This window comes from Mesorhizobium sp. M1365 (genome assembly GCF_040317865.1).
Taxonomy (GTDB): domain Bacteria; phylum Pseudomonadota; class Alphaproteobacteria; order Rhizobiales; family Rhizobiaceae; genus Mesorhizobium.
In genome coordinates, this window is the sequence record NZ_JAMYLG010000039.1 from 1 (window position 1) to 14531 (window position 14531).

Annotated in this window: 9 protein-coding genes and 2 pseudogenes; all 11 read right to left on the reverse strand. The window is 59.1% G+C overall.

What is annotated here, in order from left to right; all coding sequences use genetic code 11:
* On the reverse strand, nt 1–931 hold a 931-nt coding region (locus tag NKH04_RS27040; RefSeq protein WP_353045226.1), incomplete at its 3' end, for a fumarate hydratase.
* Between the two features lie 6 nt (nt 932–937).
* Nucleotides 938–2371, reverse strand: coding sequence for an NAD-dependent succinate-semialdehyde dehydrogenase (locus NKH04_RS27045; protein ID WP_353045227.1), 1434 nt, complete (start codon nt 2369–2371; stop codon nt 938–940).
* 201 nt (nt 2372–2572) lie between these two features.
* A complete protein-coding gene (locus tag NKH04_RS27050) occupies nt 2573–3499 on the reverse strand; it encodes a LysR family transcriptional regulator (RefSeq protein ID WP_353045228.1) in 927 nt (308 codons plus the stop codon).
* A gap of 123 nt (nt 3500–3622) precedes the next feature.
* Entirely contained in the window at nt 3623–4525 is a 903-nt protein-coding gene (locus NKH04_RS27055; RefSeq protein ID WP_353045229.1) for an HpcH/HpaI aldolase/citrate lyase family protein, read from the reverse strand.
* Nucleotides 4526–4658: 133 nt separating this feature from the next.
* Nucleotides 4659–5810, reverse strand: a complete 1152-nt coding sequence (locus tag NKH04_RS27060; RefSeq protein WP_353045230.1) for a CaiB/BaiF CoA transferase family protein — start codon at nt 5808–5810, stop codon at nt 4659–4661.
* 15 nt (nt 5811–5825) lie between these two features.
* Complete coding sequence (locus NKH04_RS27065; protein ID WP_353045253.1) at nt 5826–7079, reverse strand: methylaspartate ammonia-lyase; 1254 nt, start codon at nt 7077–7079, stop codon at nt 5826–5828.
* Nucleotides 7080–7156: 77 nt separating this feature from the next.
* Nucleotides 7157–8152 (reverse strand): succinylglutamate desuccinylase/aspartoacylase family protein, encoded by a 996-nt coding sequence (locus NKH04_RS27070; protein ID WP_353045231.1) that lies wholly within the window; start codon nt 8150–8152, stop codon nt 7157–7159.
* Between the two features lie 472 nt (nt 8153–8624).
* Nucleotides 8625–9361, reverse strand: a pseudogene (gene istB / locus NKH04_RS27075) (IS21-like element helper ATPase IstB).
* A 1-nt stretch (nt 9362) separates the two neighbouring features.
* Nucleotides 9363–10859 (reverse strand): annotated as a pseudogene (istA, locus tag NKH04_RS27080) (IS21 family transposase); the annotation flags it as partial.
* 1134 nt (nt 10860–11993) lie between these two features.
* The gene (locus tag NKH04_RS27085) at nt 11994–13169 is read right to left on the reverse strand and encodes a M24 family metallopeptidase (RefSeq protein WP_353045232.1); all 1176 of its coding nucleotides are present in this window, start codon (nt 13167–13169) and stop codon (nt 11994–11996) included.
* A 571-nt stretch (nt 13170–13740) separates the two neighbouring features.
* On the reverse strand, nt 13741–14382 hold the full coding sequence (locus tag NKH04_RS27090; protein WP_353045233.1) for a hypothetical protein: 642 nt from the start codon (nt 14380–14382) through the stop codon (nt 13741–13743).
* Between the last annotated feature and the right edge of the window lie 149 nt (nt 14383–14531).

The following is a 14531-nucleotide window of genomic DNA, read 5'->3' on the forward strand; positions in this document are numbered from 1 at the left end:
GACCAATCTGGGGCCATTCGGAAAGGTTGGGCGGCTGGAACTGTGCCGGCCCTGTTCCGTCCAAGGTGAACTTCAGGTGTCGGTTAGCCGCGCATTGCGGAATGAGCGCGACGGGCTTGGACGCGGCGTGGGTGGGATAGGTAGCAACCTTGACGTCAACGACTGTCGTTAGACCACCAAGGCCCTGGGCGCCAATGCCCAGCGCGTTAATCCGCTCATAAAGCTCAATCCGCAGTGTCTCCTCCGCGCTTGAGGGCCCCCTGGCGATCAGTTCCGACATGTCAATCGGCTGGTTCATGACCTCCTTAGCAAGCAGCATCGCCTTTTCAGCGCTGCCACCGATGCCGACCGAGATCAGGCCGGGCGGACACCATCCGCTGCCCAGCGTCGAAACGGTGTCGACTACCCAGTCGGCAACGGACGCACTGGGGTTCAGGGTGGTGAAACGCGCCTTGTTTTCGGACCCGCCCCCTTTTGCTGCGATGGTAATCTCGATTCCGTTGCCGGGCACGAGGTCGACGTGGATGACCGCTGGCGTGTTGTCGCGGGTATTGATCCGTCCGGCGAGCGGATCAGCGACGATCGATGGCCTAAGCGGGTTGTCAGGGTCAACGTATGCCCGGCGGACGCCCTCATTCACGAGGTCAGCGAAACTGGCCGTTGATTTGATGCGGGCGTCCATACCGACCTTGGCAAAGACAACTACGAGACCGGTGTCCTGGCAGATCGGACGCCGTCCGAAGGCCGCCATGCGGGAGTTCAGCAGGATTTGCCCGATGGCGTTCTTCGCCGCCGGGCTCTGTTCGCGAGTGTATGCCTGCGAAAGGTACCGGATATAGTCGGGAGGATGGTAATAGGAGATGTACTGAAGGGCGTCTGCGACGCTCTTTGTGACATCCTCCCCGGCAATGGTCCGTCTTGTCTTATTCACGAAATCTCATCCGAATGAACCGAACCCGTTGACCAGTTTCAGACTCTGGAAGCTCCGCACCCCCTGCTCCCCTCCTTCATATCCATACCCGCTCTGTTTAACGCCTCCATACGGCGCATCTGCTGAAACCCCTTTAAGATAATTTACACTAAGAGCGCCGACCGAAAGACCGCCGATCAGCGCCCGTTTGGTATCGTCAGCACAGGTGAAGAAGTAGGCGGCCAAGCCATAGTCAGTGGCGTTGGCTTCTTCGATCGCCTCCTCGATCGTGTCGAACGGCGCCACGGTGAGGATTGGTCCGAACGGCTCGTCATGAAGCACTCTGGCATCCTTTGGCACGCCCGTCAGGATCGTTGGCGGCCAGTAAAAACCCGGTTGGTCGAGGCGGGTGCCACCGGTTTCGACGGTGGCGCCGCGATCGACCGCATCTTTGATAAGACGCTGCATGGCCTCGATTCGCCGTGCATTTGCCATTGGACCCATCTCCGTCGCCGGGTCGTCCGGTGGACCGATCCTGATCTTGCGGGCGACTTCGGTCATCCGGGACAGGAATTCCTCATAGACAGGCCGCGCGACGAGGATCCTGCTCGGCGCATTGCAACTCTGGCCAGCGCACTCGAACTTGTATTCCGAAATTGCCGGTATGGCGTTTGCCAGATCGGCATCCTCGCATACAATGACGGGGGAGTGCCCACCGAGCTCGAGGATGCATCGCTGCAAGTTATTCGCGGCGAGCTTGGCGAGCTGTTTTCCAATCTCGGTAGAGCCCGTGAACGTTAGGACCTTGACGATCGGCGAGCTGAGGAGATGCCGGGATATTTGCACCGGAACGCCAAAGACGAGATTGACCACGCCGTCCGGAATACCCGCTTGTTGCAAGGCTTCGACAAAACGGACAGCCGCGCTTGGTGTCTCTTCAGCCCCCTTGAGGATCACGGGGCAGCCTGCCGCCAAAGCAGGGGCGAGCTTGCGGGCGATGAGAACGGCGGGATAGTTCCAAGGCGTAGAGGCAGCAACGACGCCAAGTGGCTCGGGGACGATCATCCGGTTCGGGCCCACCGGAATAGCGGCCGACAATTCTTCGGCGTGCGTTCCGTTCCACTCCAACGTTTCGACAGCGCGCGCGTACTCACCTGTCGCTTCGGCAATCGTCTTTCCCTGTTCGGCGGACAGGTCCCTAGCCGCCGCTTCAACCTTCGCTGCCAGAATTTTGGCGGCTGCTACGAGAATCTCGCCACGATCTTTTGCAGGCCGTGAGGACCAGGCCTTGCGGCTGCGCTCTGCCGAAGCGAGGGCCTCATCCAGATCCGGTATCGTCGCCGAGGCCACCGAGGCAAATACCATCTCCGTCGCCGGATTGATTACCGGCAGAGTGGCTCCGCTACCACCGGCTCGCCATCTGCCATTGATGAAAAGCTGATAGCTCGTGGCGTTGGACATCCCATGCTCCGCTTGAGTATTTCTGCCAATGCGAGACCAGCCGATCTCCGACCATGGGCTCACTTCTCTGCAGTCTCATCGCGATGGTCACGCCGGGTCAAATATGGAATGTCGCCCAAAACCATCTCGAATCCAGATTGATGGCCGGCTCGGGTCCGCCGTGGAGGGTGATAGCACTGGGACTCAGTTTGACGGGTATGCCTAAGCCCGGGCCGGAGCCGTGGCCGGCCACTGCCCGCTCTCGATTAATGTCCTGGTGACATTGGGGATCAGCTTGCGGACAGCAGAGACAGCGGGAGATTGCTCATCTTTGGGGTTGACGGCAAGCACAACGGAGCGGGTAATCACTGGATCAATAATTTTGACTGTCCGGACCTGTCCCTGAGAGGCTTCTCTCTGAAGGGCCGACGGGGCAAGGATAGAATACGCTTTTCCTTCCATGACCATATTAATAATCGTAGAAAGGGAGTCGACTTCGAAGCTGACGTCAAGCACACAACCGTGCTGCGCAACGACATCAGCCACCGAACGCCTGACATTGTTGTTGCGCATGGGAACCGCTAGCGGGAACGCATGTAGATCGGCGAGCGGTATCTCGTCTTCGAACGGTGGTTCACCCGGCGGCACCACAAGGCAAAATTCTTCGCGTGCCAGCACCGTCATCCGCCCCGCGCTCTCGGCAGTGCGGTAGAGGACAGCCAGATTGAAGCGGCCGGCAGCCATCCACTCCTCCAGCGGTCCCGTCATGCCCTCGATCATCTTAAGGGAGATCCTTGGCAGCTCGTTTCTTACCGATTCAAGCAGCGGACCGCTAAGGACACGCGCGGCCCCGGACGGAATGCCTATGGTCACCTCTCCGGAAGGAGAAGCCACCGTGTTGGTCAGTTCGATCTCGGTTAGTCGAATTTCCCTGAGAATCGTCCGCGCCCGCTCAAGCAGTTTGGTTCCAGAGGCGGTCACACTGATGCCGGTCCTGTCGCGTACCAGCAGCTGAGTGCCGAAGCCTTCCTCCAGTTGACGCACATGGAGGCTAAGGGCGCTCTGAGCGACATGCAGGAGCGAAGCGGCCTTCGTGAAACTGCCGGCTTCCACTACGCCGACAAAGTATTTTAACTGCCTGATATCCACGGCTTATAACCCAACTGAGGCGACTCCCCCAGTCCTTTGCGTTTATCTCGAAACGAGATGGGCCGCAAGTACTTAGCGCCCAGCAGGGAAAGGTTCCCGGTCGGACCATTGACCGGAGTTAGGTCAGTTGCTACCGGCGAGGGTCAGGATTTCGTGGGCGCGCCGCACCACAGGCGGATCAACCATCCGACCATCCAACAAGAATGCAGACAGTCCGCGGGCGGCGGCATCGTTCTCCGCTGCAACAACAGCGCGGGCCCACTCGACTTCCTGTGCACTTGGAGAGAAAGCCTTGTTGAAAATGGCCACCTGTGTCGGATGGATCGCCAAGGCTCCGGCGAAGCCAAGCCGTCGCGCATGCGCCGCGGCTTCATGAAGTTTATCAATGTCCGAGAACTCGCCGATGCTTCCGATGAAACCGAGCGGGAGCAATCCGGCCGCACGGGCAGCGAACAGCACGGCAAGGTTCGGGGCGAGGAGCAAGTCAAATTCCGGAGCGCCGCCGACAGCGGCACTGAAGTCTTCAGGGCCAAGCGCCATTGCGACCATCCTTGGATGCGCGGTCGCAATGGCCGCCAGCCCTTGCAAGGCGCCCGGCGTCTCGATCTGGGCAAGGAACCGGATGCGTCCCAGTGGAAGACTTCTTTCTCGTTCAAGGTCCGAAACCGCATGCGCGATCTCCAATACCCACTCTCCCGAATCGGTCTTCGGAAGAACAAGTGCGTCAACGCCTGCGATCACGGCGGCATCGAGATCGGCCGCTAGGGCACGCAAACCACGGTTCACGCGGACCAAAACAGATGTGCCCTTGCGGGCCACCTTTGCCACGGATGCAGAAAGCTGTCGCCGTGCCTCTCTCTTTTGGTCCTGGGGAACGGAATCTTCGAGGTCCAGTATAACGCCATCTGCCCCCCGCTCATGAGCCGCCTCCACAAAGCGGGGAACGTGAGCAGGAACGAAGAGCAGCGATCTCCAGCGGGGTACAGACATCGCGCTTTCAACGGCCGGAACGGGGTCCTTGATCATAGGGGACTCTGCGGTTGATTTTAGCGAGGGAGGTGCCAGTGAGCTTGCTGGGTGGCCTATGCGATTAGGTGACCGAAGTATGGGCGGTCCGTGTAAATCGCGAGCGCACCAACCTTACCGACAACACTCGCGCTCACGCTGACGCGGCTCGCGCGCGCAAACGCCCCAGGATTTCCTCGCGGACAATGTTAGTGTGAGCGCCTAGAGCCGGAACGGGGCGCAGTGAGGGGTGCTCAGAGTTGAAAATCGCCGCCGGCGCTATGGTCTCGACGGTTCCTTCGGGTGTTCCAACCTCAACCCTACGAATGTGGGGATGGTTTGAAACATCCACCACTTCGTTCAGTCGGCCATATGCCAAGCCGGCGGCCTCGAGCTCCCGCATCGCTTCATGGCAGGACAGTTCACAAAAGCGCCTCTCAATGACCTCATCAAGTTGCGCACGGTGACCGAGGCGCTCCATGTTATCAGCGAAACCAGGTGCGCGCGTAAGCTCCGGCTGCTTCAGGAATTTCTCGCAGAAGTTTACCCATTCGCGGTCATTTTGAACCGAAAAGATGAGCTCTTTGCCGTCAGCGCAACGATAGGCGCCATAGGGTACCAGCGACGGGTGTTTCACGCCGGCGCGTACTGTGTGATAGCCGCTGTAGTCGCTTTGCAGCACCGGTACGTTCATCCAGTCGGCGATGGCATCGAACAGTGACACCTGGATGCTGGTGCCTTCGCCGGTGACCTCGCGGTGATAGAGGGCCTGGAGAATGGCGCTATGCGCTGTCATGCCCGCCGAGATGTCACACACCGAGACCCCTACACGCGCGGGCCCTTGTTGGTTGCCGGTGATTGCGCATAGACCGGTTTCGGCCTGGACGATGAGATCATAAGCCTTCAAATGGGAATACGGCCCTTTTTCCCCGAAACCCGAGATGTCGCAGGCGATCAGCCGCGGAAAGCGTCGGCGCAGATCAGCAGACCCGAAACCCAGTTTTTCGATACTGCCCGGCTTCAGATTCTGGATAAAGACGTCGGCATCGGCAATGAGCGTGTCGAGGACTTCGCGATCCGCCTCCAACCTCAGGTCTAGACACACCGACTCTTTACCCCGATTGAGCCAGACGAAGTAAGCGCTCTGCCCTCGAACCAACTTGTCGTAGTTTCGGGCAAAGTCCCCTTCCGGCCGTTCGATCTTGATTACCCGGGCGCCCGAGTCAGCAAGACGAGACGAAGCATAGGGCGCGGCGACGGCCTGTTCCACGGCTACGACAGTGATCCCGTCAAGAGAGTTCTGCATGCGACACCGTGCTTTTCATCCAAGGTTTTCGTTTTGAGTCCGACGACGGTTCAGCGTCGCTAGCAACCGGTTTTGTTCGTTCCCAACAATTGAGAATGCCTCGTCAACACCCATTCCGGGCTTTGCGAGCATCATATCGGCCTGGGTCGCTACCGAAACGTGGACTGAAACCTGGGCGGAGAGATCCGTCTCGGTACAGCTTCCCCCGACATACGCCCCTACCTTGTTCGCCTTGCAGATGAGAACTGCGCGCGTCGTATCGGCCATTGAGCCGACGTCTGGCGTCTTGATTTGAACGAGATGCGTGGCCTTGGCCTCCGCGAAGAGCCGAATATCCTCAAGCGTATTGCATCTCTCATCCACGACAATGCGCGCGCTAGAACCCCGCTTGTCCAAAATCGACACGATCTTGGCGTAGTTCTCAATTTGAGCTTGCGTCGAACCAAAATCCGCCGGGGACTCGATGTTGAGCGTGAAATCCGGGACGGTATCTGCAACCTTGCAGATAAAGTCGGCAATCACTTGCGGCTCCAGGCCGATTTCCTGGCCGATCCAGCCATACACATCGAAATGCAGCACCGGATGATACCCTGGGCGGCCGATTTGGCGCGTGCGCGTTGCAACCCAGTTCACAAACTCCATGAACGTCTGCCCGTCAAAGCCGAATTTCTGCCGCGAGTTGATCAGACCGTGGGGAAGCACATCCACAGCCTTCAGGATCATTTTGTCGACGTTGATCTCGCGAGCGTCGCCGCTCTGGCAGTAAATCGGGACCTTACGTATTGGCAGCGGTAGATCAAATTCACTGCATATGATCTCCGCCATCGTTGTACGTTGAAGATGAGCCGCTGCGCGAAGGAGCGCCTGGCTCACGCCATACTCAATAGCGAGAGGTAGCCGCTTATGTTCGAAAGGCTCGAGAACCGTCGCACAGGCATCAAGGTAACGAGAAGCATCGGCATCAAGAAGCCGTGGCGTCACAACGCGCGACGTCAAATCTGATATTTGAGCGGTTTCAAACACAGGATCGCGCCCGCCAGCACCAGAGTACTGCACGTTCATCATGTCGCCCCAAACAACCGTTTCGTCGGCGAGGACTAGCCCGATGCTGAGCGAAGATGCTGGAATGCGAATGGAATTGAACCCAGGCGTTGTCGGTTCGCCGACATAGATGAAGCCGTCCTGGGTCACGCCCGACCTAATGGCAGCCTGATCGTCATAGAAGAATGCGCCGTTGCCAGGCGCAAGGAGGACGTCTTTGATCTGCAATTCGGTCACTCGACCCACCCGGACGGGGTTGAAATTGGTTCCGCTACTGGCACGCGAGGGCGCAAGCTGCCTGATTCTTAGATCTTCAGCGGCCGCGCAACGAGCGCTACCACTTTGTTGGCGTCGACATGCATCCCCGATGCTATGGCCAAGACAATGCACGTTTCAGGCGCGCGGATATCAATGGACTCAGCGGACAGCGAATCTATCGAATGCAGGATACCTATGAGATCTCCCTGCTTCACTTCATCCAGCACCGAGCAGCGAGGTTCGAAGATGCCAGGCGCAGGCGATTTTAACTCATCGGACGGGCGCGTTTCGAGCGTTTGGCCGAACTTCTGTTGACGGAAAGTTGGATACTCGGCTTTTCCCTCGACCAGCCCGAGCGCGATGAGCGCGTTGCGCACTCCAGCCTCGTAGATCGCAAGATTATCCGCGCCGACCGTGCCACCACCGAATTCAGTGCAAACAAATACCTTGCCCTGGTTTTGAGCCGTGATATCAAACATTCCAGCCGTGTCGTTGTGTTGCCAGACCAATGTCAAGGGCAATTTGAACGCTTCCGCCATTCCCACCGTCCTGGCCATGAGATCGGGATCGGCAATGGGATGCGTCGTGGCCGCCGGTGGAAAATCCCACGTTGGTCCGAAGCTGTGCAGGTCAAATACGGTGTCGGCCATTGGCAACAATATGCGCGAAACCGCATCCGCGATTCGTTGTGTCACTGACCCGTCGGCGCGGCCCGGAAACACGCGATTGAGATTCAACCCGTCGAGCGGAGTATTGCGGCTCCAGGCCTCCACGGCCAATGGATTGAGCACCGGTAGGACGATGACCCTTCCACAGATTTGCGCTTCTGGCAGCCAATTAACAAGCCGTCGCGCAACAATTGACCCCTCCAATTCATTGCCATGATTTCCACCGGTGACAAGAAGACGCGGTCCCTCTCCTTTATTGAGACTGAAGACAGGGAGCGAAAGCTCCCCACGGTCGGCACCTCCCGGGACAACAAGATGCCCCCTGCTCACGCCGGGCCTATCAAGATCGAACGTAAGATGTGGTGCTGTGCTCATTGTTCAACCTATTTGTGAGTAACGGGCGACCTTGGCGGCGGGATTGCGGTTCCCCGCTTTGCACAAGTATGCGCCAGCCTGTCTTCAATTCGCCAATATAATGTCCCGGACGGTACCATCGCGTTCTTAGATGGCCGCCGCCCGGCTTGCTGGAAATTACCGCTGCTCGATGTTCACAACAGAACTGGAATCGCGGCGAATGGCGGGGCTCCCTCACAACTGTAGCGCGACATCAATTTGGGAGAGAAGCCGTATTGCCTCACGTAACGATGCTAGATGCGAGCGTTGCCTCGTCCATTTTGCTCCCCGCTTGGGGCGAAGGTGTCAATGACCGTGGAATCCGGACCCCGCATTTTCGCGTAAAAGGGACCCCGGTTTGGGGTGATGAAGGGCACGCCGGTGAGCGCCCGATCAGGCGAAGTGGTCGGGGTTGCACAGCCTGATCGGGCGCGGCTGATTGGCTTTTTCGACTTCAGCTTTGAGATCGGCTTTTGAAGCGCCAGGAGTCGTTTCCGGTCTCGACGATTCTCGCAATGATGCGTAAGGCGATCGAGCAGCGCGGTGGTCATCTTGGCATCACCGAAGACGCTCGGCCATTCGCCGAAGGCGAGATTGGTGGTGATGATGACGCTGGTGCGCTCGTAGAGCTTGGAGACGAGATGGAAGAGCAACTGCCCGCCGGCCTGGGCGAAGGGAAGATAGCCGAGTTCATCGAACCCGACGAAGTCGAGCCGAGTGAGATGGTCGGCGATACGTCCCTGTCGGCCGGCACGGGTCTCGGTCTCGAGCCTGTTGACCAGGTCGACGACATTGAAGAAGCGCCCGCGCGCACCATTGCGGATCAACGATCGGGCAATGGCAATGGCTAGATGCGACTTGCCCGTGCCGGTGCCACCGACCAGGACAACATTGCGCTGATCGGCAACGAAGGCGCCGCTGGCGAGATCACGGATCAGGCTCTCGTTGACCGGCGTACCGGTGAAGTCGAAGTCGTCGATGTCTTTCGCCAGCGGTAGCTTGGCGACGGTGAGCTGGTATTTGATGGAGCGGGCCTGCTTCTCCGATATCTCGGCCTGGAGCAGATCACCGACGATCCTCGGCGGCTCGTGCTGCCGCTTGATGGCAACGCCCATGATCTCGTCATAGGGCCGAGCGCATCCCGTAGAGCTTCAGCACTCCCATCAGGTCCAGCACTTCGGTGCGTTCCATGGCTGTTCGTCCTCCTGAGACTGTCATAGCGGGCGCAGTCGGCGATCGGCTCATGAGCCAGCTTCAACGCGTGGGGAATGGAAAGGATCGTGCCCGGCGCCGGATCTCGGCTACGGGCCAGGATGTTGAGGATCACCGCCGCCGACGAGACACCATGATCGAGGGCTTCCTGACAGGCCGCCTCGACCGCGTTCAATCCGTCACTCAACACACAGGTGAGGATCGACACCATCTGACGGTCGCCGCCATCGGCAGCCTTGAGCTTGCGGCGCACCTTCTCCATGGCTGACGGCAGAACCCAGCCCTGCAACGGCGCGCCGTTGCGCAGTCCACCGGGCTTGCGGGCCAGAACCGGCACGTAGTGCCAGGGATCGTAGATCACCTCGTTGCAGCCGAAGCAGCGGGTATGTTCTCCAACGACCGCGCCATCCTGGCGGATGACGATCCGATCGGCATAAGCATGGATCTCGACCGGCCGGCCGACGGCGCTCGAGAGCACCGAGTATTTGTTGTTGTCGAAGCGCACCGTGCAGGTCTTCGAGACGGAAGCCGGAATGCAGTGGAACCCGTCGAAGCGTCCGGCATAGGGAATGAAGCTGGCCCGCTCCTCTTCGAACACCTCCCAGACTGTGCGCTCGCCCTGTTCGGGATGCCGGTGTGCCTTGGCGTAGCTGACGCACTTGTCGGCCAGCCAGCCGTTCAGGTCCTCCAACGTCTTGAAGCGCAGCCTCGGCGTAAAGAAGCGCTCCCGCACCAGCCCGACCTGGTTCTCGACTTGCCCCTTCTCCCAACCCGACGCCGGCGTGCAGGCCTCCGGCTCGACAAATAATGCCCGCACATCTGCGCAAAGCGGCGGTTGTAGGCGATCCCTGCCGATGAAGATCGCGTGCACAGCCGCCTTCATATTATCGTAGATGGCGCGCGTGCACGCTCCGCGGAAGAAGGCGAACGCCCGATCATAGCGTCAAACACCATCTCCTGCGTCTCGCGGGGATAGGCTCGAACAAAGAACATGCGGCTGTGACAGAGCCGCATATGGGCAACCTTCACGGTCACCGTCACGCCGTCCAGCAGGACAACCTCGTGGCTCCAGTCGAACTGGTAGGTCTCGCTCAGGCGCGAAGCTCAGCGGAATGTAGGCTTCGGCCGTGGTGGCGCCGCGTTGCTCATCCCAATCCTGCGCGTGCCGCCACACCGAACTGCAGCTGCCGTCATAGCCGAGGCCGCGAAGCTCCTCGAAGATCCGGATCAGCGTCAGCCGCTCACGCTGCGGTTTGGCCGCGTTTGCCGACAGCAGCCGGTCCAGCTTCTCACGGCAGGCTCCCATGCGGGGATAGGGCTGATGCTTCCGCTCGTAGCAGAACTCCGTCTCGTCCGATCGTAGCACCTTGCGCACCACCTGCCGGGAGATCTTCAACTCCCGGCAGATCGCCTTGATCGACTTCCCCTGCACCAGCGACAGCCGGCGTATCTTTGCAATCGTCTCCACAACCAACATCCAAAACACAAATGCCTCCGATCAAACCGGAGGCATCTTGATGACCCCACGTTAAGGGGGTCCCGTTTGGACGAAAAGCACCCCTCAAACGGGGGTCCTCATTCCATGAAAAATCACACATTATCAGCGATGGTCAATGGCACGGGTGTTTTCGTCAAATACAGATTGGATATGTCGTCATCTAAAAGCGAGATGGACCCTACATCTGCGAGGACTCATGTGGTCCGGACTCGTTGTCGTGATGACGTTGATGGTGGTGGTAGCCGATGCGACAGCTCCCATAAGTTCGGGTGTAAGAGGAGATTTGTGAGGCGTAGACGCGGCCGACGATGCCCTTGCTGGAGTAAGGTCTAGCGAAAATGAACTCGGATCGCGATTGGTCGCTGCACCTAGAGATCGCCGATACGGCCAGCATGCCCCTTCCTCGTTCGCATACCCGGCGGCCTGTAGTCCCGTATTGCGCTCCGGGCGTACGGCTTGCTTCCAGACCGTTCGTCCCGATGGGACACCCTATCGCTTCGTCCCAAAGGAAGCTGAGCTATTGAAAAGACAATGGACGCGGGTGAGCCGAGATCGGTCTAGTTGGGGGGCCGCGCGAACTCGTTTGGCAGCTTGCTGCTCTCAATGGCGCCAATGACCGCCCTCGCCCGATCGGTCGGATCGTCGGCCGAGCAAATTTTTGCAGTTGTCGAGTCAACCGTCACCACAGCTTGGCAGCGTGAGGTAGCTCAGGATCTGAGTGGGCGTTGGGCGCAAGCGGACAGCGCAGCGGGACAGTCATCGTTGCGGCCACCACTTCCCTGTGCCAGGTGAAGCGACTCCGCGCTTTTCACGATTGCGCGTCGTCCAACTAATCGCTCACGCAGCTGCCATGCAGGGACTTTAGGCGCCCTCTAGATTTGGGCGACGCTCAGGAGAAATGAGGTCGCCGGAAATTAGCCTTGAGTCGGGCTCCGGCCAGGGCGAAAATAGCCCCAGGCTGGAGCTCAGAAGGCTCAGATTCAAGAAATCGTGAAGTAGGCGATGGCTTCTACAAGGTCTTCAAGCCATGCTCGGAGAGAATTCCCGCAGACCCTCGAGTTGCGCCGCGCGCCCCCGCCCTTCATCTTCGGCTTGATTCGACAGGCCTAAGCATCATGCGCGATAGAGCGTAGGTGGCGTTTGGCTCAGTAGCCCCGCACCACGTTCTGTCACCAGCACGTGAGCGCCAGCCCCGAATAAGTAGCCGTTTTCACTGCGCAATATATTTGGGATGTGCAAAGTCATGCCGGTTTGCAGGATATCATTCGCGCCCGGCTCCAAGCTCAGGTCACCGCGTTCAGTCCAATTAATGCCAGTCTGGTATCCGGTTCGTTGGCGAAAGACTCCCTTTCTCCCAGACCGCTTCAGCACCTCACGGCCAGCAGCGTCGACTGCCGCCGCGGAGATACCCGGCTTAACTGCGGCAACCAGGGCCTCAATGACTTCCTCAGCCAAGCTGTGCAAAGACTCAGCCTCAGGATGTCGGCCAAGCACAGCGCACCGGACCATCCCTACGGTGTACCCGTGTTTTGATGCGCCGATTTCCAGAAAAGCCGGCTCGTTATTACTAATTGGATGCTGAGATGGTGGGGCATGCGGCAACTTCGTCCGTTCCCCGAACAAAATGGTACCGCCAGAAAGCCCAACCTCCCCGCCAGCGTTGCTGGCGTCTGCCCTGACGGCCGCCGCCATAGTCGCTGCCATCTCCAGTTCGGTAACACCTTCCCGGAGCGAGCTTTGGAAGGTTCGCACTGCCAGGTCAGTCATGCGCATTGCGTCGCGCATGCACTCGAGTTCTAGCTCGCCCTTTACCGCTGCCACCGAAGAAACCAACCGGGTCGCATCCGCGATCTTTAAGCCGGGAAGCTGCGCCTGAAGCGCATTGACATCTGCCAACGAGAGGTTCCAGCAGCCAAGCTCAAAACCGATCCTCTTGCTTTGCAAGCCATACCGACGAAGGACGTCGGCACACTCTTTCCCAAAATCTTGCTGGTGCGTATAAGTAACGATCTCATCAATACAACTATACGAACGAACCGCTTGCTCGTCATACTGTCGTACGACATATGTTGGCGATCGACCGGGCACCATGATCAAAGGAAATGGTGCTAAGTAGCCGCCACTGCCATCGTATCCGCTAAGATACCGGAGATGGCCATGGGCGGTCACTACAAGAGCGTCTAACCCCGCGCTCGCCACTGCCGCCAGCACGTTACGCTGCCGGCGCTCGTACTCGGATCTCGGGAACGGAACACCCGTCAGAGGAATAGCTGCGGACATCGTCGCCATATCTCACCTCAATGATTTGCCATGCAGTGGTTTCGTTCGCAACAGTATGGATCGGCCCGAAGTTAGAGGCTGTCGCTCAACGTTCCGGGCTTTGGGTCAGGCAGACATCAACCGTCCCGGTGGGTTGCGTCAAATGCAGTTTTTGTATCGTCCCCATCTAGCGGCGAGATGGCGAAAGTGCGGCGATTCAGAAGCCAGGTGCGACCCACCGCGTGACTGTTGTTAGCCCCAACCGTGTCACCGGTGCAGCAGGCCTATCGTACGCGTGACGGATCACCGCCACCACCTCAGCGCGCGACGGGCGGCCAGAGTTCATTGAATTGTAGGCGCTCGAAGATTTCGCGCCCTGTGAGCTCGTCGTCATCTGCACCATATTCATGAAGCCTCTCCGAGTTGCTATGTCCGATCCAGCACATCGCCTGGATTAGGTAGAGCAGAAGTCGGGAGACCGAGTAAAATCGGTAGATCCGGCAACGTGAAGTCACTGCGTCGCCCCAATCCTGATGATGCGGCACCTCGTCCTCACCATGGTATAGAAAGTTTCTAAACTCCCGGCACAGCTCCGCCGCGGTCACGAGATCCCGATCCGCGTATCGTTGCTCAATACGTGCGCATCGGTCGAGTATCCGACCACCCTTCGGCATTGGAGCAGCGCAAGCTTCACGAGATCACCAAGGCCCCGGAAACGGGCACTCATCTCGGATTTTGCCTCTAGAAGTCGCCTCCCGCGCTCGCCGAGCCGTCCTTCTTTGCCCAAGCGCCTGAGCTCGTCGGGCACCGTAGTGTCCACGACAGCCTCGTAGGCAAGCCAAAGGAAATTGAATATCGCTGCCGCTGCGACGTACTTCGACGCCATCTCGCTCTGGCCGCGCTCGTAATCGATGGTCGGCTCGCAGCGCGCGAACACCATAGGATCCTCCACGAAGCCGGTGTCGGCCTCAACGTCCTCGATACTTGCGGCCATCCGCAGACCGTAGAGCACGCTGGACCAGGGGGAAGGCTCGGAGACGTGGAGGTCCTCTTCGTTCAGCCGCAGGATGACCCGATACAGCTCGGCAACATGCTCGCGGAACGGCAGCAGCATTGCTCGATGGCAGCCGGGACTGCCACATGTGCAGACGATGGCGCCGTCAGCCGGATCTGTGGCGAGGTAGCGCTTCTCCAGTTCGCCCCGCTCGTTCCTGATCCACCGGGCGTAGCTGTCGTTGATCATATTGTGCGTCTCCCGCTAGGTCGCGTCGAGCCTCGCGCTCGGAACGCGTTCACCCGATCAGCCCTATCGCCTGTTTCTCCGATAGCCTCCCTTGTCGCCCTTCACGCTTGATCGACCGAGACATCCCCTGGTGCATATAAGCGGAAGTC

Coding starts and splice junctions, on each gene's coding strand:
- NKH04_RS27045 (WP_353045227.1), bottom strand. CDS start 2,371: ATGTCCAACGCCACGAGCTATCAGCTTTTCATCAATGGCAGATGGCGA.
- NKH04_RS27055 (WP_353045229.1), bottom strand. CDS start 4,525: ATGATCAAGGACCCCGTTCCGGCCGTTGAAAGCGCGATGTCTGTACCC.
- NKH04_RS27060 (WP_353045230.1), bottom strand. CDS start 5,810: ATGCAGAACTCTCTTGACGGGATCACTGTCGTAGCCGTGGAACAGGCC.
- NKH04_RS27070 (WP_353045231.1), bottom strand. CDS start 8,152: ATGAGCACAGCACCACATCTTACGTTCGATCTTGATAGGCCCGGCGTG.
- NKH04_RS27085 (WP_353045232.1), bottom strand. CDS start 13,169: ATGGCGACGATGTCCGCAGCTATTCCTCTGACGGGTGTTCCGTTCCCG.
- NKH04_RS27090 (WP_353045233.1), bottom strand. CDS start 14,382: ATGATCAACGACAGCTACGCCCGGTGGATCAGGAACGAGCGGGGCGAA.